The 26,634-nt window shown below is 45.2% G+C and carries 19 protein-coding genes, 1 other RNA gene and 1 pseudogene; all 21 read right to left on the bottom strand.

Features of this window, described 5'->3' with window-relative positions; translation table 11 throughout:
• Window positions 1-19: 19 nt before the first annotated feature.
• The gene (locus QMD66_01125) at window positions 20-655 is read right to left on the bottom strand and encodes a ComEA family DNA-binding protein (GenBank protein MDI6821474.1); all 636 of its coding nucleotides are present in this window, start codon (window positions 653-655) and stop codon (window positions 20-22) included.
• Window positions 656-686: 31 nt separating this feature from the next.
• Window positions 687-1,844, bottom strand: coding sequence for a M23 family metallopeptidase (locus tag QMD66_01130; GenBank protein MDI6821475.1), 1,158 nt, complete (start codon window positions 1,842-1,844; stop codon window positions 687-689).
• Between the two features lie 187 nt (window positions 1,845-2,031).
• Window positions 2,032-4,173 carry a hypothetical protein gene (locus tag QMD66_01135; protein MDI6821476.1) on the bottom strand — a complete coding sequence of 714 codons (2,142 nt, stop codon included), beginning with the start codon at window positions 4,171-4,173 and terminating at the stop codon, window positions 2,032-2,034.
• A gap of 101 nt (window positions 4,174-4,274) precedes the next feature.
• Complete coding sequence (locus QMD66_01140) at window positions 4,275-4,721, bottom strand: hypothetical protein (protein MDI6821477.1); 447 nt, start codon at window positions 4,719-4,721, stop codon at window positions 4,275-4,277.
• A gap of 202 nt (window positions 4,722-4,923) precedes the next feature.
• On the bottom strand, window positions 4,924-6,570 hold the full coding sequence (locus QMD66_01145) for a hypothetical protein (GenBank protein MDI6821478.1): 1,647 nt from the start codon (window positions 6,568-6,570) through the stop codon (window positions 4,924-4,926).
• A gap of 248 nt (window positions 6,571-6,818) precedes the next feature.
• Complete coding sequence (locus QMD66_01150; protein MDI6821479.1) at window positions 6,819-7,460, bottom strand: response regulator transcription factor; 642 nt, start codon at window positions 7,458-7,460, stop codon at window positions 6,819-6,821.
• 220 nt (window positions 7,461-7,680) lie between these two features.
• Window positions 7,681-9,564 carry an acetate--CoA ligase gene (gene acs, locus QMD66_01155; protein MDI6821480.1) on the bottom strand — a complete coding sequence of 628 codons (1,884 nt, stop codon included), beginning with the start codon at window positions 9,562-9,564 and terminating at the stop codon, window positions 7,681-7,683.
• Between the two features lie 410 nt (window positions 9,565-9,974).
• On the bottom strand, window positions 9,975-12,494 hold the full coding sequence (leuS, locus tag QMD66_01160) for a leucine--tRNA ligase (protein ID MDI6821481.1): 2,520 nt from the start codon (window positions 12,492-12,494) through the stop codon (window positions 9,975-9,977).
• A gap of 899 nt (window positions 12,495-13,393) precedes the next feature.
• Window positions 13,394-13,760: a transfer-messenger RNA gene (gene ssrA, locus QMD66_01165) on the bottom strand.
• A gap of 62 nt (window positions 13,761-13,822) precedes the next feature.
• Window positions 13,823-14,296 (bottom strand): SsrA-binding protein SmpB, encoded by a 474-nt coding sequence (gene smpB / locus QMD66_01170; GenBank protein ID MDI6821482.1) that lies wholly within the window; start codon window positions 14,294-14,296, stop codon window positions 13,823-13,825.
• Between the two features lie 39 nt (window positions 14,297-14,335).
• Window positions 14,336-15,886 (bottom strand): ribonuclease R, encoded by a 1,551-nt coding sequence (gene rnr, locus QMD66_01175; protein ID MDI6821483.1) that lies wholly within the window; start codon window positions 15,884-15,886, stop codon window positions 14,336-14,338.
• Complete coding sequence (locus QMD66_01180; protein ID MDI6821484.1) at window positions 15,877-16,305, bottom strand: hypothetical protein; 429 nt, start codon at window positions 16,303-16,305, stop codon at window positions 15,877-15,879. The genes rnr and QMD66_01180 overlap by 10 nt, the downstream gene beginning before the upstream one ends.
• Before the next feature lie 257 nt (window positions 16,306-16,562).
• Entirely contained in the window at window positions 16,563-17,765 is a 1,203-nt protein-coding gene (locus QMD66_01185) for a S41 family peptidase (protein MDI6821485.1), read from the bottom strand.
• A gap of 19 nt (window positions 17,766-17,784) precedes the next feature.
• Entirely contained in the window at window positions 17,785-18,690 is a 906-nt protein-coding gene (gene ftsX / locus QMD66_01190) for a permease-like cell division protein FtsX (GenBank protein MDI6821486.1), read from the bottom strand.
• A complete protein-coding gene (ftsE, locus tag QMD66_01195; protein ID MDI6821487.1) occupies window positions 18,680-19,369 on the bottom strand; it encodes a cell division ATP-binding protein FtsE in 690 nt (229 codons plus the stop codon). Before ftsE ends, ftsX begins: the two co-directional genes overlap by 11 nt.
• A gap of 212 nt (window positions 19,370-19,581) precedes the next feature.
• A pseudogene (locus QMD66_01200) lies at window positions 19,582-19,764 on the bottom strand (DUF559 domain-containing protein).
• Window positions 19,765-19,812: 48 nt separating this feature from the next.
• Window positions 19,813-20,766 carry a transketolase family protein gene (locus tag QMD66_01205; protein ID MDI6821488.1) on the bottom strand — a complete coding sequence of 318 codons (954 nt, stop codon included), beginning with the start codon at window positions 20,764-20,766 and terminating at the stop codon, window positions 19,813-19,815.
• A 138-nt stretch (window positions 20,767-20,904) separates the two neighbouring features.
• Window positions 20,905-21,735, bottom strand: a complete 831-nt coding sequence (locus tag QMD66_01210) for a transketolase (GenBank protein ID MDI6821489.1) — start codon at window positions 21,733-21,735, stop codon at window positions 20,905-20,907.
• An 82-nt stretch (window positions 21,736-21,817) separates the two neighbouring features.
• Window positions 21,818-22,561 carry a phosphatase gene (locus QMD66_01215; GenBank protein MDI6821490.1) on the bottom strand — a complete coding sequence of 248 codons (744 nt, stop codon included), beginning with the start codon at window positions 22,559-22,561 and terminating at the stop codon, window positions 21,818-21,820.
• An 80-nt stretch (window positions 22,562-22,641) separates the two neighbouring features.
• Window positions 22,642-23,740 (bottom strand): peptide chain release factor 2 gene (gene prfB / locus QMD66_01220; GenBank protein MDI6821491.1). Its coding sequence is split into 2 segments (ribosomal slippage): window positions 22,642-23,676 and window positions 23,678-23,740, totalling 1,098 coding nucleotides; the frame shifts between segments, so codons are not numbered across the junction.
• A gap of 56 nt (window positions 23,741-23,796) precedes the next feature.
• Window positions 23,797-26,562: a preprotein translocase subunit SecA gene (secA, locus tag QMD66_01225; protein ID MDI6821492.1), complete on the bottom strand. Its 2,766-nt coding sequence runs from the start codon at window positions 26,560-26,562 to the stop codon at window positions 23,797-23,799.
• Between the last annotated feature and the right edge of the window lie 72 nt (window positions 26,563-26,634).

Below are 26,634 nucleotides of genomic sequence, written 5' to 3' on the forward strand. Positions count from 1 at the left end.
ATTAAGGTCTGACCCCCAATTAATTCACCGTGACTTTATCCTTAATTTGTTCGAACTTCTTGGGACCGATACCCTCAACCTTTTGAAGATCGTCAATGCTTTTAAAGCCCCCATTGGACTCGCGATATTCGATTATCCTTTGAGCCAGGACTGGTCCAATCCCAGGAAGCTGATCTAGCTGTTCAACCGAGGCTGTGTTCAGATTAATGGGACCATCAACGGTACCATTTCCCGACAGCGTGGGAGAGATGCTCTCTCCCTCCTTGGGTACATAAATTTTTTGACCATCCACTAATTTGGCTGCCAAATTAAGTGCATCGAGATTTGCCTCAGGGGTGGGGCCGCCCGCTATCTGGATGGCATCGGTAACTCTTTTTGTACCAGATAGTTCGTAAACACCTGGCGCCTTCACCGCTCCACAAACGTGAACCACAACCTCTAATGGCTTTTTGGCTCCTTGAGTTTTTTGTTCAATGGGAGTTATCTCCTTGACTGAAGTTGCGGATTTACTTCTCACATAAAGAATCCCTCCTCCCAAAAGAAGGAGGCTCACCAAAAAAATAATGGCAACGAGCTCCAATCGGCTAAAATGCAATCCCGCCGATGAAATCTTTTCCCCGATTAAAGTCTTTAGATCCTTCCTGAGATCCTCCATGTTTCTTAAGTTTTCCTATATCCACTTGATGTCAAATTGTATCGATGTTAGGAGAAATCTCCAGGTGTCGTAATTTTCGGCTAGACTGAAGAAGGTATTTGATGGCGCAAAATGAAAAGATGATCATTGAAGATAGCATGGCAATCGATGTTTCAATCCATGATCGTCTTTGCTCTTTAGCTCTCAATTTTCCTTTCTGCCCCATCTCAATTTCCTTCCTAGGTTGAGCGGGAGAACTCATAGAAGTGGGGAGGGGTGCTAATGATGCAGACTGAGCATTTTGACTTGCTTTCTGGCAATCTTCCTGGGACATGAGGGTTGAAGAATGGGACACAGGAATAGTGCAAGTATTCGAAGCAATTTCAGGGCGAGGTTTCTCGCCTGATTTAGTCTCAGGGATAGAGTCAGGGATACTTTCTAAGGCAGGACTGGGATTTGGTTTGAGGCTTGGATTTAATTTAGGATTTGTATTTAGTTCAGGATTTGGACTTGGTTCAGGATTTGGATTCGACTCTGAGACGGGTTTCGTAGAAGACTCAAAATGAGGAGAGGAGCTAGCCGGCTGACTTTGGAGAGTGGTAGCACCAGCCGGTGGTGAGACTTTCTCCGTGGATACGGATTCCATGGGTAGGAGGTGAGGTAACCACTTTTCAGGATCTTCGTAAACTGGATCTCCTCTAGTTCTCGTCCAAAACATTCCTAGATGAAGATGGGGAATGGGAGAGGAGATTTCACCCACGGAGGATATGATCCCTATAGGGTCTCCTTGATTCACCCATTGACCTTTGTGAACGGAGGCATCCACGGAAATATAAGTCGTCGTTAGGTCATTAGGATGATCGATGGAAATGTAAGGTTCACCTCGAGGAGTCTTTCCGACCCAGTGAACGCTTCCTTGAGCAGCCGCGATAACCTTTTCACCCACCGAAGCTTTGATATCTATACCTCGATGTTTGCTCCCATCGAATCGTGTTATGATTTCTCCCTTAACGGGCCAAATGAAAGAAACTTCTTGAGATTGAGCAGGAAAGGGGAGAATAAGACCCAATAGGAGTAAAAGAAAAACTATAATTCCAAGACGCCTCTGTCCCAGGATCAGACAAGATTCCTTCAATTTCCCCAACATATTTATGATCACCACTTCAGCTTGACGAGACCCGTCTGGGAATTTCTCCTTGACTTTTGCCATTTTAACCTTGAAACTTTTTAGGCTCCCACCTGAGAATAGATTGCACAAAAATTCTTTCCCATACAACTATCCTCTGGGGTAGTTTCCGGGGACAGTCCCTCCCCAACACATCTACCTTGCATTATGTTAAATCAAAACTAAATTTCTCCTTCCCGATAGGTCTTTAGTTTTAAGGGCGTAAAAAATTTCAGTGGCTTAGGTTCAAATCGTACCTGATCAATGGCTTTCCCGATACCTCCAGGTTTTGTGCGGCGATGGCTCCGAAGTATTCCTTCTCCCCAGATATTTTCACTCGACGAGATGAGTGGATGATCCCGGTTATTCCACCCTTGCCTGATGATCTAATATCTCCCTTGGCTACGAGGATGAGACCATCGACCGCTGGTTTGAGGTTTAAATCCCCCGAAATCTCGATTGCTCCCGTGGAGATTATGGTAGTGGTGTTGACATTCTTTCCACAGAGTTTCACATCACCGTCGACGAAGATTATTCCCTGCGGTTCTTTTAAATTGATATCTCCATTTATGTAGGTTCCATGAGTCTTGACTAGATGCTCGTAGTATTCGAAGTCTATTATGGGAAAGGGCTCGACTTTATAATTCTCGTGGACTTCCCCATCGATATTTGGCTTACCATTGATGATGATCGATCCCACAGCCGTGGTGTCCCCTTGAACCTCTGGGGAACCGGATACCACCGCATCACCATTGGAATAGATATTGCCAATTATCTTGGCATTTCCACTTATCCTTAAATCTTTATTTGAAAAGAGAACATGGTTAAAGATAGTCTTTATGGTGAACTTCCAGGAAGCTTTGGTTTCGTTTCCCGCTTTGTCGCTCACTTTTATTGTTACCTCGTGCTCACCCGTGGAGAGGTACTCCTCAGGGGTGTAAAGGAGCAGGTTCAGTTGTTTAATATAAGTGTAGTTGACCCTTTGCCCATCCACCTCCATTTGGATGGAGTCCTCATCTATCCCTATCCCCAAGGGATCATCCTCCACCATGGCGAAGATGGCTGGCTTATGCCATGGAGTATAGCTTCCATCCTCCGGTGTGAGACCAGTTATGGTCGGAGGTGCGACATCCATTAACCAATCGATATTTTGAATTTCATTTATTAAAAAGTTTCTCTGAAAAATAGCGTAATCTTTTCCCAGATCATTGGTGGGATTTTGAATATGTGCATTGATTACACTCTCTAAAATCTCTTGAAATTTATCTTCGTCAATTATTTCAGCGTGAATTTTGAACTCTTCACCTCCTTCAATTGCTATGGTTTTCTCCTCGACTTGCATGATTCCAGCTTCTTCAGCTTTAGTGGCTACATCGCACCAAAAGCTATAAGCGATGAAATCAGACCAGTTCAGCGCCTCACTTGGTTGAGGATCAGAAAATGGTTCTACCTCAGAAGCCCAGGCAGGTTCGGAAGCGAAGAATGGATAAAGCTTACTCGCACTTTGCGAAGATATGCTCTCAGATTGAGCCGACACTAGGGTGAAGGGTATAACGGGTATGTCCAGTGAGATTTTTTCCCGAGGAGTTAGGGCTAAAGCCCAACCTCCGACATATCGTTTTGATAGGGATATATTTTCTTCCGCGCCCCTCGATCTCATGGCACCGATGAATTCATCGAGATAATAATCGGGATTAAAGCCTTGTAATATAGCTTTGGCTCTCGCCTTCGATTTACAGATAAAGTAGGCTGTTTGCATGACCTTAACTATCCCTGCCCACATCCGACATCGCGCTTTGATTTCCCACTCCTTCATCGTGGAATCCAACGCATCTTTTTTGATGTTATAATCGCTCCCAAATAGATCGTCTTCGTGAATGCGTATCATTTCGTAATTCACCAGAGCTTTCCATATCTGCTTCGGATAAAAGGTAAATGAGGTGCTGATCGGTCCTCTGGTCAGATACATGTAATAGTCGTAAAGAAATTCTCCTCGGGCATGGAATCGAGCCTCTTTAGAAAGCATACTTTCGGGTATGAGAAATAAATTTGGATTGTGAGCCACCCAGTCAGCGGAGATGTGCCCACCCCAACCCAGAGCACTTGCATAAAAAGGGGAAGAGCTATCACCAAAACCACGTATTTTGAGCATGAGGTAGGCGAAGTTTGGTTTATCGATGAAGGGGTAGATTATCTCATTTCTGCTATTCCTTTCCGGTTTTGGATTCGGAGAGTGGACATAATCCGCAACTGGACCAAGGCTCGGGGGAAGAGCGAACATATCCGGTCCCGTTCCATTACCGTAATATATATCCTCAAAATCCACCAAATCGTACTGGGTCTCGATCTCGCGATTGATATGATAGTGAGTCAAGGGATCCCAAGCCCAAAGAGCCTTCGGCATTGAGATACAAAGAAAGAGTGCCAAGAATTGTATAACAAAAAATTTGCGAAATCTCCTCAAAATATCCTCTCCTAATCCAAAATGGGAAGCTTTATCCACCCTCGTTTATTTATCTCTATGCGCACGGGTCCAAAGCCCAGTCTTTCGGGTGGTTTTTCCACCCCAACCAAGGTTATCTTCTCAGCTCCAGCGCGAATGAAGAAGGTTTCATTGTAACCCACATCGTATCTAAGTCCCAAGATGAAACCGGACCCGCCTCGGTATTTTGCATAAATGTAAGTGAACTTCTTTCCCGAATCCCTCTTTAGTTGGGGATTGAGTACGAATCGATCCTGAGGGCGTTTTCTCAAAGGAAGCTCAATGAAATTCTGCCTGCTTACAACAGCAAAACCTTTCTTAAGTATGGGAATGTAAATTTTAAGCATCTCCCCATGAGCAGTGTGTATTGGTTTGAATGCAACATTTGGAACTCTGTCCTTATGATATTCATCATAATATGCTTCCACTCTTCGAAACACATTTTTTGCCAGCTTCCCATCTTTAGTAGGAAAGGGCAAGTAAAGGGTTGTATCCCGGAGAACCTCGCCCTCCTTTGGAGAAAGGTTAACTATATACTCGAGCTGAACGTTCCTCCAGCATCCCATCAAAAAGAGAGAAAAGAAAATCAACACAAGGAATAAAGGAATTAATCGCCTAAATGACATACTTACCAACTCTTTTCTACCACTCGGATTTAACCTTAACTTTTACTTCTTTGGTGTCGCTCAATAAGGGATCATTCGCATTGCAAGCTGTAATCTTAATGGTATAAATTCCATCGGGAGCTATTAATACCCCTTTGTCTCTCTCAAGGACTGCGATCTCCTCGCAGTTGATTATCCCGTGCCACTTCTCTATATGGTCTCCTCCTTCCCTTACCCCACCATCCATCAAAGTCTTAACCAACCTACCCCCAGAATCAAATATTTCCATAGTTACTCTTGATTTCCTTTCCAAGTGGTAATAAATACTAATTTCACCAGTCTCCTCATAAGGATCAAATTCCTGTGGTTGGGCTTTAACGTCTGTGATTATATCCTGACCACCCTCTCCAGGATAAAACCAGAGTTGGTATGGACCTTCATCCAGATTTGAGGGAGTCTGTTTCTCAAAGAAGAAAGCGGTGGCGAGTTCCTTTGGAAAATTATATTTTGACCATGCCGTTCTGGGGTTGAAGTTTCGGTTGAAACCAATTGAAGGATCATAATCATCGGTTTGGAAATTGATTCGCCAGGTTTCTCCCTTATTGTAGGAAATATTCTGGAAGATTTCATATTGATTTTCACCCCAACCTTGTACTGCTGGGAAGATGAATTCTCCGTAGGAGCCTAGAGTAAGTTGCCCTCCCGAATTAGTAGAGACAGGATAGATGCTCCATCTATCTATGTGATCGGAGGCAGTAGGATTATCTCTTATAAATACAGCTGATGTTCCTTGAACAGGTACTCTTCTGGAGTTAGCGAATTCTCCAACAGATACCAGTGGAGTATCATCCTCATCTACCAGAATAGTTGGTTGGGTGTCTCGTGCAAAGAGATATTCTATATCTTTCCAGATACCATTTTCTCTTTTCTGATATAGGTAGCTAGGAGTATCCCAGTAAAACCACACACCCGTACCATAAAGCACATGAATTTGGTCTTGGTCATCTACAATTATTGAGGGGAAACGGCAGCCCCCGGTATACCAACCAAAGAAGACGAGCTCTCCCGATGTCCAGGTTTCCTGATAGTAATCATAGAAATAGTAGACGATGCCAATGCGCGGATCCTGACAGCAAATCAAATGGATGTTGTCACATCGGTCTACACAGGCACAGGGAGAGAAACTGAGCCAACCGGGATGGGGAGTATAACCGTAGGGGTGCCAATACCTTGAGACCTTGCATGGAGATGACCAGGTTTCTCCATTATCCTTTGAATATATCCAATAGATGTAGCCCTCCTCCTGGTAGAAGACGTTTAGAGTTCCATCACTTTGTGAGCAGATGCAGGGTTGGACTTGATATCGGTTCGACTCGGAGATGAGGGGAGCAATGCATGCTCCAGAACTCCAGATCTTGCCCTCAGTCGAGCTTGAATAGACTATCCTCTTTTTGCCCTCATGTAATTTCACGAATACCCAGTGGATTCTTCCTCCCACCTTCACAAAGCTTCGAGCGTTGGCGGGCGTAAGCCAGCCATCATTTCCAGTATAAATTGCGGCGTTGGCATTGGAAGAGGTTAATCCTCGTGCATTGAAAGGATTTAGAAAAAGGATGACCGATCCAAAGAGAAGAAGAAAAGCGATGCAGAGTGATTTTATCCCTAAAAGTTTAGATGGCTTCATTATATCCTTAAGAGTTTAGATGGCTTCATTGCAACGATAGTTGCTTAAACTTGCTCTTAGTACCTTGTAACAGAATCGCAGAAATGTCTTGTTATGACAACTGTCTGCAGGGCTAGTTTTTGCTAAGGATAAACTCACTAATTACTTTATTTGAAGAGCATTTGACCAGTGTTATAATTGCCCAAGATATGAGTAAACTGCCAAGAGTCAGCCAAGAAGGTAATTCCAGTGAAAATGGTGCCCTAGGATTATTTATTAACTTTGCCAAGAATCGAATTAAACTGAGTGAAGAGTTTGAAGCGATTTTCAGTTCCTGTTTTCCGGTAGATTTTCCTTAAGTGGAACTTTACCGTGGATGGAGAGATGAAAAGCTTCTGAGCAATTTCCCGATTGGAATAGCCTTGTAACAAGTACTTCAAGACTTCTAACTCCTTTGGAGTGAAATGGAATTTATTATAAATGGGATGATCTTCGATCATTTCCACGGATTTTGGCACAGGAAATGGGTTAATGGAAGATTTCTCTTGAACCACCGATATTATGGCTTTGATTAGTTCCATCGAGGGAGCGGATTTTAAGAGGTAGCCATCAATACCCGTTTTAATTAACTCATTAAAGATTGAATCGTCTTCTAAGGTGGATAAAACCACAACTTTTGTATTGGGATTAACCTTCTTAAATCTTTTTATCAGCTCAAAATCACTTAACTCGGTTGCGTCAAGGCTCCATAACAACACGTGGCAGGGCGAGTTTTCCGCTACCCTTATAGCTTCCGCAAGATTTCCAGTAACCTGAGTGATCTCAAAATCTCGCTCCTTTTCTAAAATCATTCTCAAGCCCAACAGGTATATATCATGGTCTTCGACGAGGAATAGCTTTATTTTCTCCAAAGGTGCCCCTCCAGAAGAGTTCCAGCCTTGCTTTTTACCTCCTAAAATCTTCCAACTCTACTTGCATTAGATTGCACAAAAATTCTTTCCCATAAAACTATCCTTTGGGATAGTTTTCACATCATTTGGCATTATATATTGTTATATTGCTCGAGGGAAAAATTTAAATTAAGGATTCATTGTAGCTGGTAGATAGGTACGTCGAGGTCTGACCCTGACCTTAAGGTTTGAGGAGTTCTTTGAATTCTTGGTATGCCTTTTTTACTTCATCGGTGGAGGCTTCATCCTCTAGAGTGCTCAAATCTCCAATGAGGGATTTGGTAACAATGGCCTTCAATACCCTTCTCATAATCTTTCCGCTTCTCGTCTTGGGGAGTTTTGCTGTAAAGTAAATGCTTTCTGGTGTTGCTACCGGTCCAATGACTTTTCTCATATGCTCCCTTATCTGCGAAGCCAATTCTTCCGAGGGTTTATATCCCTCTTTGAGGATAGCGAAGATAAGGATGGTCTCTCCCTTAACTGGGTCTGGTTTGCCCACCACGGCACTTTCAGCTACCGCCGGATGCGATATACAAGCACTTTCAAGTTCCGCCGCCCCCAACCTGTGACCGGCGATTTTTAAAACCTCATCGGCTCTGCCAATCACCCACAGATAACCATCACCATCCTTTATGGCATAATCTCCGGTATAATACTTCCCAGGAAACTTCGACCAATAAGTGTCCTTGTACCTTTCGGGATCCTTATAGATGGTCATCATCATTCCGGGCCAAGGTTTATTTATAACCAAATATCCCTTCACTCCGGTGGGAACTGAACGCCCTTTCTCGTCCACCACATCCACTTCAATTCCAGGTAAAGGCAGAGTGGCGCTGCCGGGTTTTAGAGGAACAAGCTCTATGCCCGGCGCCGGAGAGATCATTATCCCGCCAGTTTCAGTCTGCCACCAGGTATCGACTACGGGGCACCGCTTGCCCCCGATGTTCTCAAAGTACCAAAGCCAAGCTTCGGGATTTATGGGTTCACCCACGCTGCCCAATATCTTTAAACTCCCAAGGTCACGCCCCTCTAACCACTCCTTTCCGAACTTCATAAACATTCTTATTGCGGTGGGAGAAGTATAGAAGCTTGTTACCCGATATTTTTCAATGATCTCCCACCATCGAGCTGGTGTAGGATAATCCGGTGCCCCCTCATAGATCACTATAGAAGCTCCCCAGGTCAAAGGGGCATAAACTATTTTACTGTGTCCAGTGACCCAACCGATATCAGCGGTGCACCAATATACGCTGTCCTCCTTTATATCAAATATCCATTTGTATACGGAATGGTTGAAGGTTATGTATCCCCCAGTTGAATGCACTATCCCCTTGGGCTTTCCCGTAGTTCCAGAGGTATGAAGGATAAAAAGAGGATGGTTTGACTCCACAGGCTCAGGTTTAACATAAGTTTTGGACTCATTGAGTAGCTCACCGAGGAAGATGTCTCTACCCTTCTTCATCTTAACTTCCACATTTGCTCTGTTTACCACAATTACCCTCTCGATGCAGGGAGTTTTACTCAAAGTTTCATCGGCTATATCTTTCAAGCGGATGATTTTTCCTCTTCTAAATCCCGCATCGGCGGTTACGAGCACCTTGGCTTCCACATCGTTAATTCGGTCAGCCAAAGCTTGGGCACTGAAACCCGAGAATATTACGGTGTGCGGTGCCCCAATTCTAGCGCAGGCAAGCATGAATATGGGAAGCTCCGGTATCATTGGAAGGTATAGGGCGATTCTATCTCCCTTTTTAATACCCAGATTTTTTAGGACAGAGGTAAATCTATTCACTTCCCTATAAAGTTGAGCATAACTCAATGCTTTCGTCTCCCCTCGTTCGCCTTCCCAATAGAGGGCTACTTTATTGCGACGCCAAGTTTTGAGATGATTATCCACGCAGATATACGATACATTGAGCTTCCCGCCAACGAACCACCTGGCAAAAGGTAGCTTCCATTCTAAAACTTTATCCCAGGTCTTAAACCAGGGAAGCTTCCGGGCTTCATTCTCCCAAAAACCCTCGGGATCTTCGAGAGATTTACTATAAACCTCTGAGTACTTCATGATCGGCCAATATTTCTCCTTGAATGGTAAAGATGTTATCTCAACCACATCAAACACCCCTTTTTATAAAGTCAAATCAACCTCATTTCCAAGGCTGACGAATTTGAATCCCAAGCTTATTCGCCCCTCGCATCTTGTTAATTATTTCACACTTTATCACACTTTAATTAGAAATCAATAATTTTAATCAATCCTTTTTTAATCCTGATTGAACTTTTGCATTCTTAGGCAAGAAAACCTCACTCATCCTGCCCGCCATAGCCTGCGCCCGCCTGTCACTGCGAGCTCGCCTGCCTACCAAGCAATCCGTTAATCCTTTTTAACAGGTCTAAAGACCTGTTTCTACGGTAATTGACGGTCAAGTATAATTCTTTACAATTAATCAATGTTGCAATGAGGTCAGGGGGTTTTTAACTGCTGGCGACGCGGGTTTCGTGCACCACGAGATTTATGAGCTTACCGGGCACCGTGATCACCTTAACTATCTCCTTACCCTCGGTGTATTTCTTCACTTTCTCAGAGGAGAGGGCAACCTCTCTCATCTCATCTTCGGTGATATCGGCAGGAACTTTGATTCTATCCCTTACCTTGCCATTCACCTGCACCACCAAGGTGACCTCTGGAGCCTTGGCAAGCTCTTCATCGTAAGAGGGCCAAGTTTGGAGATAAATGCTCTCCCTGCCTGCCGGCAGGCCAGGCTTGCCCCCCATTTTTTCCCAAAGCTCCTCAGCGATGTGGGGAGCGAACGGCGAGAGGAGCAACACCAATTTCTCCGTGGTTTCTCTTAAGACATCGTCATTTCGAGCTGCCCCACACTTGCTCTCATTGTACTTAAAATTGGCATTGACTAGCTCCATGATCGCAGCAATTGCCGTATTGAAACTGTAGCGTTCCACATCCTGTGTGACTTTCTTGACAGTCCTGTGGGTCATATACTTAAGCTCCTTATCGAGCTCGTCCAGCTCCCTGGATTCACAGGTTCCATGCGTCCAGGATTCTATATTCTCATGGACCACTCTCCAGACCCTATTCAAAAACCTGAAGCAGCCCTGCACTCCCTGGTCGCTCCAGTCCAAATCCTTCTCAGGAGGAGCAGCGAAGAGGATGAACAACCTCCCGGTATCGGCGCCATATTTATTAACTATCTCATCACAAGAGACGACGTTACCCTTAGATTTGGACATCTTAGCACCATCTTTTACGACCATCCCTTGGGTGAGAAGATTTGAGAAGGGCTCCTTCGCCTTGCACAGTCCCATATCATACATCACCTTGGTAAAGAAACGAGCGTAGAGCAGGTGCATCACTGCATGCTCTATGCCTCCGATGTACTGGTCCACCGGCATCCAGTAATTTGCAGCTTCGGTATCGAAAGAAGCCCTATCCTCGTGAGGACTGGTATATCTCAAGAAATACCAGGATGAGCAGGTGAAAGTATCCATAGTGTCCGTCTCACGCCTGGCGGGACCAAAACACTTGGGGCATGTGGTTTTCACGAATTCTTCGACTGCCACCAGAGGTGAAATTCCCTTCCTCCTGAAATCAACATTCTCAGGTAAGATAACCGGCAAATCCTTCTCGGGTACGGGAACTATGCCGCATTTGTCACAATAAATGATGGGGATGGGGTTGCCCCAGTATCTCTGACGAGAGATGAGCCAGTCCCTAAGTCTATAGGTCACAGCGAATTTACCTATCCCCTTTTCTTCCAAATACGTTGTGACCGCCTTCGTTCCCTCCGTACTGGGCATTCCGGTGAAGGGACCCGAATTTACCATGACACCTTCGCCCTCGTATGCTTGGGTCATGGTCCTTTCATCGAGAGGTTCGTCCTCTAGTTGGATGACCACCTTAATGGGAAGATTATATTTCCTAGCGAATTCGAAGTCCCTCTGGTCGTGGGCGGGAACGGCCATAATGGCTCCGGTTCCATACTCCATCATCACATAATCGGCGATCCAGACCGGGACATCTTCCCCATTTAAGGGATTAATCACGTATTTTCCTATGAAAAGACCCTGCTTCTCAATCTCCGGGGCGGTGCGATCGATCTCGGTCTTGGTAGAGACCATTCTCCTGAAAGCTTCGACTTCCTTCCGGTACTTGGTGCCAACCACCAGTTTATCCACCAATGGATGCTCAGGTGCAAGGATGAAGAAGGATACTCCAAAGAGAGTATCCGGTCTCGTGGTGAAGATGGGGATTTTTTCACCTGAATCCTTGAGGGGAAAATCGACCAGAGCGCCTTCACTTCTACCGATCCAATTTGTCTGCATGATTTTGACTCTCTCCGGCCAACCGGTGAGTAGATCCAAATCCTTGAGCAGATCCTCAGCGTATTCGGTGATCTTGAAAAACCACTGTTCAAGTTGTCTGCTTTCCACCAGGTTATCACAACGCCAGCAACGTCCCCCCACAACCTGTTCATTAGCTAAAACCGTCTCGCAGCCTGGACACCAATTCACGCTGGCTTTCTTCCTGTAAACCAATCCTCGTTCCATGAACTTGAGGAACAGCCATTGCCCCCATCTATAGTAATCGGGCTCGCACGTGGTGATCTCTCGACCCCAGTCATAGCTTATCCCCTGGCGCTTCAATTGCTTGCGCATGGTGGAGATGTTTTGATATGTCCATTCCTTGGGGTGGATGCCATGCTGAATGGCGGCATTTTCCGCGGGGAGACCGAAGGCATCATATCCCATGGGATGAAGAATATTATACCCCCTCATCTTGTTATATCTGGCAACGACGTCGCCTATAACGTAATTCCTCATGTGACCCATGTGGAGTTCCCCCGAAGGGTAGGGGAACATCTCCAGGATATACTTCTTCTTTTTAGTGGGATCTTCAGTGACTTTGTAAAGATTTGACTCTTCCCACTTCTTCTGCCACTTTTCCTCAATTTTTACGAAGTCGTACTTTTCTGCCATCTTCCCTCATCCACTCTATATAACTTAGCTTGGAACATATCTCCCAGGGTTTCTGTACTTGTCGGTGCTTAACACTCACATTATCACTTGATTAACTCTGTGTTTTCAGGTCGATTTCTATTTTCGTATTTGCGCAAGTATGAAAAAATCTGGTTAGAATTGAATCATAGCATGAATTTATAATCCAAAATTAGTTTGTCAAACAGTCACATTGGACTTCAGACATTGACTTATACAATACTCTTTTACAAGTTTTAACAGCGATAGTCAAATAAGTAAAAAACCTTCCATCAAGTCGAAAGGTTTACCTTACTTTATCTATGCATAATGAAATTAATTTGCGCCTAAGTTTGCGTTTAACCCTCAGGGGAAAACAATATCCCAAGTTTAGCAGCCAAATTGTTTAAGTCCTCAGGGTATAACTCATTAATTTTAGATTATATTTCGCACATAAACCTCTCTTATCAATCAAAGATTTATAATAATAATTTTGGTTTATTATCTTTTCAGCCAAAGAGCGACATTTGTGCCCATCTTTGGCAATGCATGAAAAGCTAATGGAGGAAGTATTCGCTGAGAATCCAGCTTCTTCAATAGCTTTGTTCCAGCTACCGAAGACAGAACGATAAGTATTAGGACTAGGATATGCAGGATTCGAATTAAATTCCTCATGATATGGAATTCTGCCATAGGCTCTAATAAATTGTTCGATAATGGCAATCAATTCCCATTTGGTGTAGAGTGGATGAGTAGAACAAAATTTCCCATTTCCTCAATTAATCTCACGAGCTTCGGCTAAAAACTCTTTATTGCAGTTTTTACAAAACCGTTTAAATTTAACCACAAAATCATCACTAATATCTCTACTACTCGCTACCGACTTCCCACTCCCAACTTAATGGTGGAGGCGGTGGGAATCGAACCCACGTCCGAAAGCAACCTCATGAGACTTCTACGAGCGTAGCCTATGTTTATAATTCGCACTCAAGGAACCCACAGACAGGTTCTTGAGCGCTATCCCGTTTAAGTTTCTCTCCACCCTAAACAGGAGCTCAGGTGGAGAATAGCCTGCTAACCGACGCCACATCTGGAGTCACAGGCCTGCTCCAGAGGACGTAGCCGCAATTAAGCGGCTAGGGTATATGATTCGTTTGCGTCTATTTTACGCCCAACACTTTTATCCATACGGATCCCTTTCGGGACGAGCTGTTGGAACTCGGCTCGCTTCTCTCACACAAACTGCCTCCGTCGAAACCCTTCGCCCCCACTCAATTGTCAATGTCCAATACCAGTTGCCATTCAAAAATAATTATATCATACACCATAGATTATCGACTACTAGCAGGTTTTTGCCTCTCTTTGAGAGCCCGCTCAATTTCCCGTTTCGCAGTCTTTTCCGCGATTTCCCTTCTCTTATCATAAAGGCACTTACCCTTAGCTAAACCCAGCTCGACCTTGGCAAAGCCACGAGAAAAATAAATCATGAGAGGGATTAGGGTATATCCCTTTTCTTCAGTTTTTCCAATGAGGCGTCTTATCTCGCTCTTGTGCAAAAGGAGTTTTCGAGTTCGCCTCGGGTCAGGTTTGAGGACATCCCCATGCTCATAGGAGCTGATGTGCATATTGTACAGAAAGACCTCACCATTCTTGATCCTGGCAAAGCTATCCCTCAAACTCACCTTTCCCGCGCGCAGCGACTTTACCTCAGCTCCTTCGAGGGCTATGCCGGCCTCATAGGTCTCCTCGATGAAATAATCGTGATACGCCTTCTTATTCCTCGCCACTACCTTTTGCTCCGCCATGATAAATCACCAAACTCAGTATATCAAAGATGAATTGGTTCAGGCGAGTACAAAATCTATTCGCCTCTCACCTATGACCACGTTCGCAACCCTTATGGTGACCTCTTGTCCCAGCCTAAAAATCTTTCCCGTGCGTTGTCCCCTCAGTAGGAAACGATCGGGCTCGAAGTGATAATAATCATCCGTTAAATCCCGGACGTGAATCAAACCCTCAGCGGAGTTTGGGATCTGAACGAATAAACCATAGGCGGTCACCGCTGTTATGATCCCTTTGAAGACATCCCCGATATGTTGCTCCATCAACTCGCAGAGCTTGAGATCGACGGAATCCCTCTCGGCTTCATCAATCTCCCTCTCTCGAATGGAACAATGCTCACAAATCTCCGGAAGCCTTTTGACTAAATCCAAAATCTTTGGATGAGAAACCTCCCCTTTTAGCAAAGCTTTTACCACTCGATGCACCACAAGGTCTGGATATCTTCGAATGGGAGAGGTGAAATGGGTATAGCAATCTGAGGCCAACCCAAAATGGGGTTTACAAACCGGAGAATACCTCGCTTGTTTCATGGCACGTAATAACAGGTAATTGATCAGCAACCTTTCCGGTCTCTCATGAGCGTAAGCGATGATGTTCTGGAAAGTTTTGGGATGTATAGTCCTCATGCCCTTTATGGGATAACCCAATCCCTTCACCAACTCTTTGATTTGAGTCAGCGCTTCTGGTTCTGGTTTCTCATGTACCCTGTAAATCATGGGTAAACCCTGCCGGCCGTGCCTACCAGCAGGCCCGCCTGGAGCGAAGCCTCCCTTTGGGACCGGACGGACAGGCTGGCGCACGAATCCCGCCACAGTCTCATTGGTCAAAATCATCGTTTCCTCTATGAGCATCGTAGCTGGAGTTCTTTCTCTGATCACTACATCCACGGGCTTTAACTCTTCATCGAGGATGACCTTAGGTTCGATGGTTTCAAAGTTTATGCTTCCCCTTTTTATCCGCCTTTCCTCTAAGATATTGCTGAGCTCTCTCAGCTGCGACAGGCATTTCCGTATCTCCTCATTTTCAAATTCTTTCGTGATGAACAATTCATCGACTTCTTCGTAAGTGAGACGGAAATCGCTGCGGATTACCCCTTCTGCTATTTCAAAGTGCTTCACCTTGCCTCTCTTATCCACGAGCATCTCCACGGAAAGTGAAAGCCTATCGACCTGAGGATTGAGACTGCAAATTTCGTTAGAAAGCTTTGATGGAAGCATGGGGATCACTCTATCAACAAGGTAGGTACTAAATCCCCTACTGGCAGCCTCCGCATCTAAAGCACCATTCACATTCACATAGTGGGAGACGTCAGCGATGTGGACCTTCAACAAAAAATTGCCCAATTCATCCTTCTTGATGGATACCGCGTCGTCGAAGTCCTTTGCATCCAAACCATCGATGGTAACCGTAAATTCATCTCTGTAATCCTTGCGATTAACTAAATCTTTAAGGGTTACCTCATCCGGTATCTCTTGGCATTCAGCAAGTACAGCGGAGGGAAAAATCATGGGTAATCGATGTTCCCTTATGATTACCTCTATTTCTACACCCATTGAGGTCTCTTCCCTAATACCTCCGTGACTCTCCCCACGAGACCATGACGTCTGTTGGGCCATCGCTCTATCCTCGCCACGACCATATCACCAGGGGAAGCACCGAGGGAAAACTTTGGGGGAATGTGGATTTTATAAAAAATTCTTGCATCCGACGGAGTAAGGAAGAAATCTCTCCCTTTTCTTTCGAGCTTCCCCACAACCGTTGGATTGGCTCTTTCAAGGATTTTAACGACTTCTCCTTCGACGCTGCCACTCCTTCTTTTCCTTTTAGATAACCTCACTAAGACCTTATCATTATGCATGGCTCCATTCATGGCAAAGGGACTTATATAAACATCGATTTTGTCCCCTCTAACAAATCCATAGCCTTTTTTATTAGCCTGCAGGCGACCAGTTGCCTGTTCTTCAATCTTCATATCTACCACCTTAAGGTCATAAGTCAAGAGTCATGGGTAAAATGGGCTATTAACGAGTTAGGTTTACACTTTAGACATTCGAGGGAGGGGTAAGTGTTAAGAAAGTGTCGGAGCCTCGCCCATGAAAACTTCTAAAACACACTCAAAGTTCTGTAGCGAGGCGAGACCCGAGCGGCCCCGAAAGGACTCGTTTCACTCGCTAACGGGGTAAACGGCCGTAACTGCGCCTGCCCCGTAGACGCGATAGCCAAACACCTCTAGGCAGCCTTCCTTACATCCTTACCAGAAATGATGGATTTGAGTATCTCTTTCGCCTTCTCCAGCTGCTTGTCCTCCTTAGTGAGGAGTTTTCCCCTCTCCATGGGTACCACGACTTCAACATCAGGTTTTATTCCTTCCTTATGGATTGACACTCCACCGGGGGTAAGATAAGTGGCCGTGGTTATGACCAGACCTGAACCATCGGAGAGGGTGACTATGGTCTGAACTGAACCTTTCCCAAAGGTTTTTTCGCCGACTATAACCCCCCGCTTGCGCTCCTTTATGGCTCCCGCTACTATCTCCGAAGCGCTGGCGCTTCCCCTGTTGACCAAAACCACGAGTGGGATTTCCTCATCGGCTCCCCCTTTTGCATCGTGCGTTTCAAGCTCCCCAGTTCTGCTCTTTACTTTCACGATGGGTCCTGATTCGATGAAGACACTTGTAACGTTTATGGATTCGTCAAGGAGCCCTCCAGGATTATTCCTCAAATCGAGGATAACGCCCAATGCCCCATTTCCTTTAAGCTTATTCAATGTATTCTTCAAATTAGGACTCGTATTCCCAGCAAAGTAATGGATGCGTATGTAACCCAATTTATCCTCCAACATCTTTGAAGAAACATTTGGGATCTTTATCTTTTCCCTTCGTAACTCGAACTTTAAGGGTTGATCGACTCCCTCTCGGGAGATGGTCAACACTACAATGGTTCCCATCTTCCCTCTTATCAGTTGGACAGCCTTGTCCAAAACCATATTTTTGGTGGATTTGTCATCTATCTTGATGATCTTATCTCCGGCTTGGATTCCTGCTCTGGCAGCGGGTGTATCCTCCAAGGGCGAGATCACGGTGAGTTGATTATCCTCAATTCCTATCATTATCCCCACCCCTTCAAACCGACCCGCCGTTTCCTCTTTGAACATCTTAAAATGGGAACGATCAAGGTACCTGGTATAGGGATCGTTTAAGGACTCCACCATGCCCTTTATTGCTCCCTTGATCAACCTACGGGTGGGGATTTTCTCCAAATAGGTACGTTGAATCTCCTCCATGGCCTCTTGGACCAACCCCAAAGGATTTCTGGCTCTTTCCTCCTCCGCCCCTATTTGCCTTCCCAGGAGGAAACCACCGGTAAAGCAAGCCCCAAGAAACATCAACAGCAGGAAAACTCCCGCTGCTACCAGGATAATCCTTTTGAACAATCTTCACACCTCAATTCCACTATACTCTCAAAAACTTCCTCAGCGCTATAGCACTCCCAGTAACTCCTATGAGGATCCCAGCTAAAGTGAGAATCAGCATGAGCTTCCAGAAAATGACTTCACTGAAGGATATGGGCAGGAAGGGCAATGCTTCTTTAGCCTTACTTATGAGGGAGAGCCTGGCTATATACAAGACCAAAATGGCGGCAACTGCACCAATTAAACCCTGCAAAATCCCCTCTAATAGGAAGGGCCAGCGGATAAACCAATTGGAGGCTCCCACTAATTTCATTATGGCAATCTCTTTACGCCTGGCGAAGATGGCTAGGCGTATTGTGTTGGCGATTAAAACCAAGGAGGCAAAGCAAAGTACAGCTATAATGATACCCCCTACTACACGGATAATCCAAGTAACTTTAAAAAACTTGGGGATAACCTTCTGCCCGTATTTTATATCCCTCTCCAAATCATCGACGAGGTTGTGGATGCCCGATCGTTGCTTTATTTTTCTCACCGTTGAAGCGACCAAACGGGGATTCTTCAGCCTTATCTCAAGAGAGGCGGGGAGAGGATTTCCAGAGACCGCTTCCAACAGCTCGGGTTGGTCTTTGAGATCCTTCTTCAATCGCTCCCAAGCCTCTTCCTTGGAAATGTAATAAACCTTCGACACCTCAGACCATGAAAGAATTTCATTTTGGAGGGTTTTAACCTCACTGGTGGGAGTCGAATCCTTTAAAAATACTTGAACCTCCACTTTAGATTCCAAGCCCCTAATGATATTCCCAACAATTAGCGCCAATATCACCACAGCTCCCACTAGAATGAGACAGACTGCCACGGTACTCGCCGCAGCGATACTCATCACCCAATTTCTCTTGAAACTGGTCAGGGCTTCTCTGATGAAGTAGAAGATTCTAATCCTCATATCCATATACTCCCCGGAGCTGGTCTCGAATCACTCTGCCTTCTTCCAGAGCGATGACCCGCTTCCTGAAATTATTTACTATTTCCCGGTCATGGGTTGCCATTAGCACGGTGGTCCCCGTGCGATTAATTCGGCTTAAAAGCGACACGATATCCATGGATGTTGCCGGATCTATGTTTCCCGTGGGTTCATCGGCAAGGAGAAGGGGAGGACGATTGACAAAAGCTCGGGCAATCGAAACCCTTTGTTGTTCCCCGCCGGAAAGCTCATCAGGATAATTATCGATCTTGTCCTCGAGACCCACCAATCTGAGAACCTCAGGAACCTGGATCTTTATTGCATAAAATGGACGACCAATGACCTCAAGAGCAAAGGCTACATTCTCATAGACGGTTTTATTGGGAAGCAATTTAAAATCCTGGAATACACAACCTATATTTCTCCTTAAGTATGGAACCCTCCATGAACGGAGGTGCACAATGTCCTGCCCTGCTATATATACCTCCCCCTTGGTTGGCAATATTTCCCTCAAGAGGAGCCTAATGATGGTGGTTTTCCCAGAACCTGTGGGACCGACTATGAACACGAATTCCCCTTTTTGTACGGTGATATTTACATCCTGTAGCGCGGGTTTACTCCCTTCATAAATCTTTGTGACATCCTTCATTTGAATCATCATCTTTGGTTCACTCCCAAAGCAAATATATTAACATAGGCTAGACATAAATCTTAATTAAGCTCATCTCAAATCAAATTCAAAATTCAGGTTCTTCTCCATTTTTAGTGGATACTCTTTTTCTCTCCTTTGATGGGAGCATATCTTTTTGACCTTGATGGGAGGAATCTTTTTTGTCTTCCCCTCCCTTGATGGGAGGGGATTGAGGGAGGGTACTACAAAGAACTTTCTCTTATTATCTCCAATACTCCCTCGATATTTTCAAGGATTTCATTGTCTTCGATATCTTTATCTCTATCTTTTTCTTTTTGATGTTGTCCACCATCGACTTCTACTACAATCCTTTTCTCAAGACAAACAAAATCTACAATATACTCACCACTTGGCTGTTGCCGTCTAAACTTTAAACCACTTCAATCACCCCTACCTTCAACTGCAAAATCTTCCTATACCCATTTTCTACTCAATACTCTCCCTACAGCTTCCACGATATCCTGGCTGGTGAGTCCATAATGCTTGAGAAGCTCTGCAGCCGAACCGGATTGACCGAACTCATCCCTGATGCCTACCCTAGCTATAGGAGTGGGCGTTGTCTCCGCGAGCAATTCAGCTATGGCGCTCCCAAGTCCCCCTATTATGGTATGTTCCTCGGCAGTAACCACAGCTTTCGTCTTCTCAACGGATTCTAAAATGCCTTCGGCATCCAAGGGCTTTATGGTGGGTACGTTGATGACCTCGACGCTTATTCCCTTCTCCCCTAGCTTCTCCGCGGCTTCGAGCGCTTCATTGACCATAATGCCGATGGCGAAAATCGTAACGTCCGACCCTTTCCTCAATTTTAAAATCTCACCGAATCTAAACCTGTAATTCACATCGAATATAATGGGAGCGGGTTCGCGACCCAGCCTGATGAATATTGGACCTTCGATGTGATAGGCTGCCTTTACTGCCTCCCGCGCCTCAAAGTAATCCGCCGGTACAACCACCTTCATGTTTGGAACAGCCCGCATGACTGCGATATCTTCGACGGATTGGTGAGAAGAACCATCCGCCCCCACGGAAATCCCAGCATGAGTTGGACAGAGTTTAACATTAAGATTTGAGTAGGCAATAGTGTTTCTCACTTGCTCAAAAGCACGCCCGGTGGCAAAGATGGCAAAAGATCCCGTGTAACAAACCTTACCACAGGTGGAGATTCCAGCTGCAATATCCATCATGTTTTGCTCGGCGATCCCACATTCGATAAACCGCTCCGGATAAGCATTGGCGAACTTAATGCTGGTCGTGGATTTAGCTAGATCTGCATCGAGGACAACAACATTTGGATATTTTGCTCCAAGTTCCAGCAGAGCATCCCCATATGCCTCTCTAGTCGCCCTCTTCTCTCTTAAATGGTTCACCGTTCACCGCTCACAGTTTACAGTAAAATGTACATGGGCATAAATCCTCGAATATATTTTTCTGAAGGGGGTGGGCTAATTCTAAAATTATGATCACCCACAGTAATTATGTCGAGATTAAGCTCATATTTTTGTAGTTTAACCCCTTTTTTCCAGCTCTTTAAGCGCTTTCTCCATTTGCTCCTTACTAGGAGCCTTACCATGCCACTCCACCCGGCCTTCCATGAAGGAGACTCCCTTCCCCTTGAGGGTATGAGCGATAATTATGCAGGGCTTCCCCTTGGTTTTATCGGCCTCAATGAGGGTATCCACGATATCCAAAACATTGTGCCCATTCACTTCGAGCACACGCCATCCAAAGGCAGACCACTTATCGGCGATGGGTTGAATCTCCATGACATCGCTCACCGGTCCATCTATTTGTAAGCCGTTGTAATCGAGGATGGCGACCAAGTTGTCCAATTTATAATGGGAAGCGAACATTGCCGTCTCCCAAACTTCACCCTCCTGGCTTTCCCCATCGCCTATAAGGACATAGACATGGTAATCTCTCGCATCCATCTTCCCAGCTAAAGCCATTCCAGTTGCAGCCGCAAATCCGTGAGCCAAAGCTCCGGTGGATATCTCCACACCCAATACCTTTTTCATATCCGGATGTCCCTGTAAAATGCTTCCCAACCTTCTTAAGGTCCATAAAATATCGACGGGAAAGTAATCACATTCGGCTAAAGTGGCGTAAAGGAGGGGACATGCATGACCTTTACTCAATACAAATCTATCGCGGTCAGGCCATTTGGGATCTTCCGGACGGTGTCGCATGTGATGAAAATAGAGAGTGGCAACAATATCCGCTGCAGAGAGAGAACCTCCTGGATGACCGGAGCCTGCTTCTCCAATCATCCTTATAATATTCCATCGAAGAGTACGTGCCTTTTCTTCTAAAAAAGTTCTTAGTTTTTCGCGATCCAAAAGGTTCACCTAATATCCAACAATATCGCTGCGCTCCTTATTTATATTCGCAGCTTCTCTCCATATACCTCCATTAAAATCCTCAAGTCCTTACCGCAAATTTTATTTCTTTCTTCCTTTCCACAAAATTTAAGACCTTATCTAACGAGCAATTTAATATATTCTCCTTAAGATACCCCGCTTCAAGGGCGAGTTTAATTGCTTCCCCAAACTCGCCAACTCCCTGGGCTAAATGAGCATCGCTGCTGATAATGATGTCCAAATTATGCCTTCGTGCAACCTTGGCAATCTCCAGATCGTATGCGTAACTACCCACTCGACTGGTACTCGTCAAAAATGAACTATTATTGATTTCAAATAAAGCATCATGGGCTGCGGCTGCAGCTACCACCTCTTCGGCATCGATAGGAAAATTTGGATTTCCCGGGTGAACGATCACATCTACAAAGGGGTTTCTGATTGCACCCAATAGTGCTCTCGTATTCTCCCTCGTAGTTTTCCCCTCATAACCGCAGCGAGGGTGGAAGCCGACGTGAACTATATCCAGAGTCTTGAGGAGATCCTGGGGCAAATCAAGATTCCCTCCCGAATCCACGATATTGGCTTCGACCCCCTTCAAAATCCGTACTCCATACAACTCCCTGGGTACTACCCTTAAATTCCAGAAATGGTAAGCATGTGCTCCCCCGGGCAAACCAGGGCCATGATCCGTAATGGCAATGAGCTTCAGACCTTTAAGGGCTGCAGCCTTCGCTATCTCATCGATGGTGCTATATGCATGACCACTGGCAACCGTATGTATATGAAGATCTGCTACTAATTTCATTCATTCCACCTTGTGCATGGTTCATAAATCCCGAATATTCTTCCGAAGGAGGTGGGCTAAGGAGGCTCTAGGCTTCTTTCTTATCCCCTTCTTCGTCTATGGAAAGCGATGATGAAATCATCGAGGTTTCCGTCCAAAACCTCTTGAACATTACCAGTTTCAAGATCAGTTCGATGATCCTTCACCAGACTATAGGGATGTAGGATATATGACCTGATCTGACTTCCCCAGGCAATCTCCTTCCTCTCACCTCGAAGTTCCTCTATCTTCTTTCGCCTTTCCTCCTGCATCCTCTCATATAGCCTGGCTCGCAAAATCTTCATCGCCGTTTCTTTGTTTTGAAATTGAGAACGTTCACTCTGACATTGGGCTACTATACCGCTGGGAAGATGGGTGATTCGGACGGCGGAATCCGTCACATTAACATATTGACCACCGGGTCCCGTAGCCCTGTAGGTTTCCACCTTGAGATCCTTGGGATCGATGCTTACCTCTATCTTTTCATCTATCAATGGGATAACATCCACGGAAGCAAAGGAGGTATGTCTTCTCCTTTGAAAATCGTAGGGGGAAATTCTGACCAATCTATGGATACCCTTTTCAGCCTTAAGGAGTCCGTAGGCATATTTTCCATGTACGGTGAAGGTGGCATCCTTTATCCCAGCTTCTTCCCCCGGAGAGACCTCATTTACTTCCACCTTAAATCCCTTGCGCTCGGACCAGCGAAGATACGTCCTCAAAAGTATTTCCGCCCAATCCTGGGACTCGATACCACCAGCACCGGGATGGATATTGACTATGGCATCCAGTGAATCAAATTTCTCCCTAAACCAACTGCGAATTTCAAGATCCTCGACCTTTTGCTTAAGTTTCCTAAGGGATTTACCCACATCCTCGCTCAGAGCTATGTCACCTTCGGATATAGCAAGCTCATTTAAAAGACAGAGGTCGTTATATTCTTCATTCATTCTTTCCCAGGAGGACACATCATCCTTCAAATCGCTTAAGCTCGACATGATCCTCTGTGCCCTTCGAGTATCATCCCAAAATCCCGGTTTAGCCGCCTCCGATTCGAGCTTTTTAATTCTCTCTCTCTTCCCCTCAATGTCAAAAATAATCCCCGATTTTTTCTATTCTTTCACCAAGCCTTTGGAGTTCGTCAGAGTAGTCAATAAACATTGCAATCCCACCTCTTTCACACAAATTTAGGCTTCCTAATTGACTAGACACTTAGTTTATCTGCCACAACACTTCTTGTATTTCTTGCCGCTACCACAAGGGCAAGGTTCATTCCTTCCTATCTTTCTCTTCTTCACGGGCTGAGTTGGAGTCGCTCTATAATCATCTCCAACGGCCTTGGGCATAGCGGGCATAACTGGTTCTCGAACTACCTGGACATGGAAGATATATCTGATGAAATCCTCCTTTATGCTCTGGGTCAAGTTTTGAAACATCTCAAAGGCTTCGTTTTTATACTCAATTAAGGGATCCCTTTGACCGATAGCCCTTAAACCGATGCCCTCCTTTAAATAATCCATCTCGTAGAGGTGCTCTCCCCACTTATTGTCTATCACCTGAAGCATGATCATCCGCTCCAGCTCGCGCATCGTCTCCGCTCCCAGATCTTCTTCTCTCCTCTTATAAATCTCCTTAGCGGATTCCAGAAGCTCTTCAAATAATTGGTCTTGTGTTAGACTTTGCAGGTCAAGGACATCTTTACCCAAAGGAAGGGGATAAAGACTCCTAATGTAATCAAATAATCCATCTAAATCCCACTGCTCGGGATGGGTATTTCTATTGGTGAAAGTCTCAATGGCTTCCCTTATTACATCCTCCATTATATTCTGCACTTCATCATGGAGATTATCGCCCGATAGACATTTGGCTCTTTGCTCGTAAATCACCTCTCGCTGCTTATTCATGACATCGTCATATTCCAAAACATGCTTTCTGATCTCAAAGTTTTGGGATTCAACCTGGCGTTGAGCGGTCTCAATGGATTTGGTGATCATCGAGTGTTCAATGGGCATATCATTGGGTATGCCCATTCTCTCCATCAGTTTACCGACCCTATCCGAACCAAAAAGCCTCATTAAGTCATCTTCCAATGAAATATAAAATTGAGATGAGCCTGGATCACCCTGGCGTCCGGAACGACCCCTAAGCTGATTATCGATTCGCCTGGCCTCGTGGCGCTCGGTGCCGATGACATGTAACCCGCCCAGTTGTTTGACTTCCTCAGCCATTTGGGGATCGGGAGGATTACCACCCAAAATGATGTCCACACCGCGACCAGCCATGTTGGTGGCAATGGTCACTGCGTGCTTTTTTCCCGCTTGGGCAATGATCTGGGCTTCCATCTCATGATATTTAGCGTTAAGAACCTGGTGGGGGATACCCCGTCGCTTGAGCATCTTACTTAGGCGTTCGGATTTTTCAATGAAGATCGTACCCACTAACACCGGCTGACCTCTTTTATGCCTCTCGACGATATCGTCGACTACGGCTTTAAACTTGGCTTCTTCGGTTTTATAAATCACATCGGATAAATCCTTTCGGATCATTGGCTTATTAGTGGGAATAACCACCGTCTCCAAGCCATAAATGTGCATGAATTCATCGGCCTCTGTGGCTGCGGTTCCAGTCATTCCCGCGAGCTTCTCATACATCCTGAAATAATTCTGCAAAGTAATAGTGGCTAGGGTTTGATTCTCCTCCTTTATCGCCACCCTTTCCTTCGCCTCGATGGCTTCATGAAGACCATCGCTGTACCTTCTTCCAAACATCAAACGTCCCGTGAACTCATCAACGATGATGACCTGGTTATCTTTCACTACATAATCCCGATCCCTCTTAAACAGAGAATAAGCCTTCATGCTTTGTTTGTATCGATTCAGCCACTCAATTATGGGTACACCATAGGGGGATTGGGTTAAATCCACCAAATCATCGACACTGATATCCAATGCTTTGGCAATCCTCTGTTCTCCTCTATGAGTTATCTTTATGGTTTGCTCCTTCTCATTGGCGACGAAATCATACTTATATTCATGCTTCTCTGGGTCAACCTCGGGATTCTTATCGTCTTTCGCCACCAAAAGCCAGCGCATGCGTGAAACATCTTGGTTAACCTTTCTGCAAATTCTACTCCTATCCTCAGCAGAACCAGAAATGATGAGAGGAGTCCTCGCTTCATCGATTAAGATGCTGTCCACCTCGTCGACGATGGCATAGTGATGACCACGTTGAACTCGCTCATCTAGTGAACTTACCATATTATCCCTCAAATAATCGAAGCCAAATTCGGTATTCGTACCATAGGTGACATCAGCTTCGTAAGCTTCTCGCCGCTCAATGGGACGGAGGTTCTTCAAGCGTTCATCCTCGGCGGGATAATTAGGGTCAAATAGATACGCCGCATCGTGCTGAAGAACTCCAACGGAAAGACCCAGAAAATGGTAGATGGGACCCATCCATTGGGTATCACGCTTGGCCAAATAATCATTCACGGTAACCACGTGGACGCCCTTCCCAAACAGAGCATTGAGATAAACGGGAAGGGTTGCGACTAAGGTTTTTCCTTCACCGGTCTTCATCTCAGCGATTTTACCCTCATGAAGGACAATCCCACCCATGATTTGGACATCGAAATGGCGCATATTTATCGTTCGTTTGGCGACCTCTCTAACAACCGCGTAAACTTCAGGTAGAATTGGATCCAAAATCTTGTTTCTGACCTGCTTCAACTTTTCGCTGAATTTAATCCTCTCCTCAGGCAGAGCACCTTTAATCTCCTCTTCTAAGCGCTTTAACTCCTCCTCAAATTCTTTTGATCTTTCCTGGACGAAGCGCTTAAACTTGAGGGCTTTCGCCTTAAGTTCCTCATCGGGAAGACGACTGATCTCGGGCTCCAATGCATTTACAGCCGCTTCTCTTTCCTGAAGAGCTTTTAGCTTTTTCCCTTCTCCGAAACGGAGTACCTTATGAATTAAATTAAACATGTATATGCACCTTCAAATTTAGATTTTGTCGCATTTTACCACTATTTTAACATGGTCTAGCTCCATTCTCAC

Source organism: Actinomycetota bacterium, assembly GCA_030018275.1.
In the GTDB taxonomy this organism is placed as follows: Bacteria; Actinomycetota; Aquicultoria; order Subteraquimicrobiales; family Subteraquimicrobiaceae; genus Subteraquimicrobium.

Excerpts from the sequence above, each read along its gene's own strand:
- QMD66_01125 (MDI6821474.1), bottom strand. The coding sequence starts at position 655 with ATGGAGGATCTCAGGAAGGATCTAAAGACTTTAATCGGGGAAAAGATT.
- QMD66_01130 (MDI6821475.1), bottom strand. The coding sequence starts at position 1,844 with ATGGCAAAAGTCAAGGAGAAATTCCCAGACGGGTCTCGTCAAGCTGAA.
- QMD66_01145 (MDI6821478.1), bottom strand. The coding sequence starts at position 6,570 with ATGAAGCCATCTAAACTTTTAGGGATAAAATCACTCTGCATCGCTTTT.
- acs (MDI6821480.1), bottom strand. The coding sequence starts at position 9,564 with ATGAAGTACTCAGAGGTTTATAGTAAATCTCTCGAAGATCCCGAGGGT.
- leuS (MDI6821481.1), bottom strand. The coding sequence starts at position 12,494 with ATGGCAGAAAAGTACGACTTCGTAAAAATTGAGGAAAAGTGGCAGAAG.
- smpB (MDI6821482.1), bottom strand. The coding sequence starts at position 14,296 with ATGGCGGAGCAAAAGGTAGTGGCGAGGAATAAGAAGGCGTATCACGAT.
- rnr (MDI6821483.1), bottom strand. The coding sequence starts at position 15,886 with ATGGGTGTAGAAATAGAGGTAATCATAAGGGAACATCGATTACCCATG.
- QMD66_01180 (MDI6821484.1), bottom strand. The coding sequence starts at position 16,305 with ATGAAGATTGAAGAACAGGCAACTGGTCGCCTGCAGGCTAATAAAAAA.
- ftsX (MDI6821486.1), bottom strand. The coding sequence starts at position 18,690 with ATGAGGATTAGAATCTTCTACTTCATCAGAGAAGCCCTGACCAGTTTC.
- ftsE (MDI6821487.1), bottom strand. The coding sequence starts at position 19,369 with ATGATGATTCAAATGAAGGATGTCACAAAGATTTATGAAGGGAGTAAA.
- QMD66_01215 (MDI6821490.1), bottom strand. The coding sequence starts at position 22,561 with ATGAAATTAGTAGCAGATCTTCATATACATACGGTTGCCAGTGGTCAT.
- secA (MDI6821492.1), bottom strand. The coding sequence starts at position 26,562 with ATGTTTAATTTAATTCATAAGGTACTCCGTTTCGGAGAAGGGAAAAAG.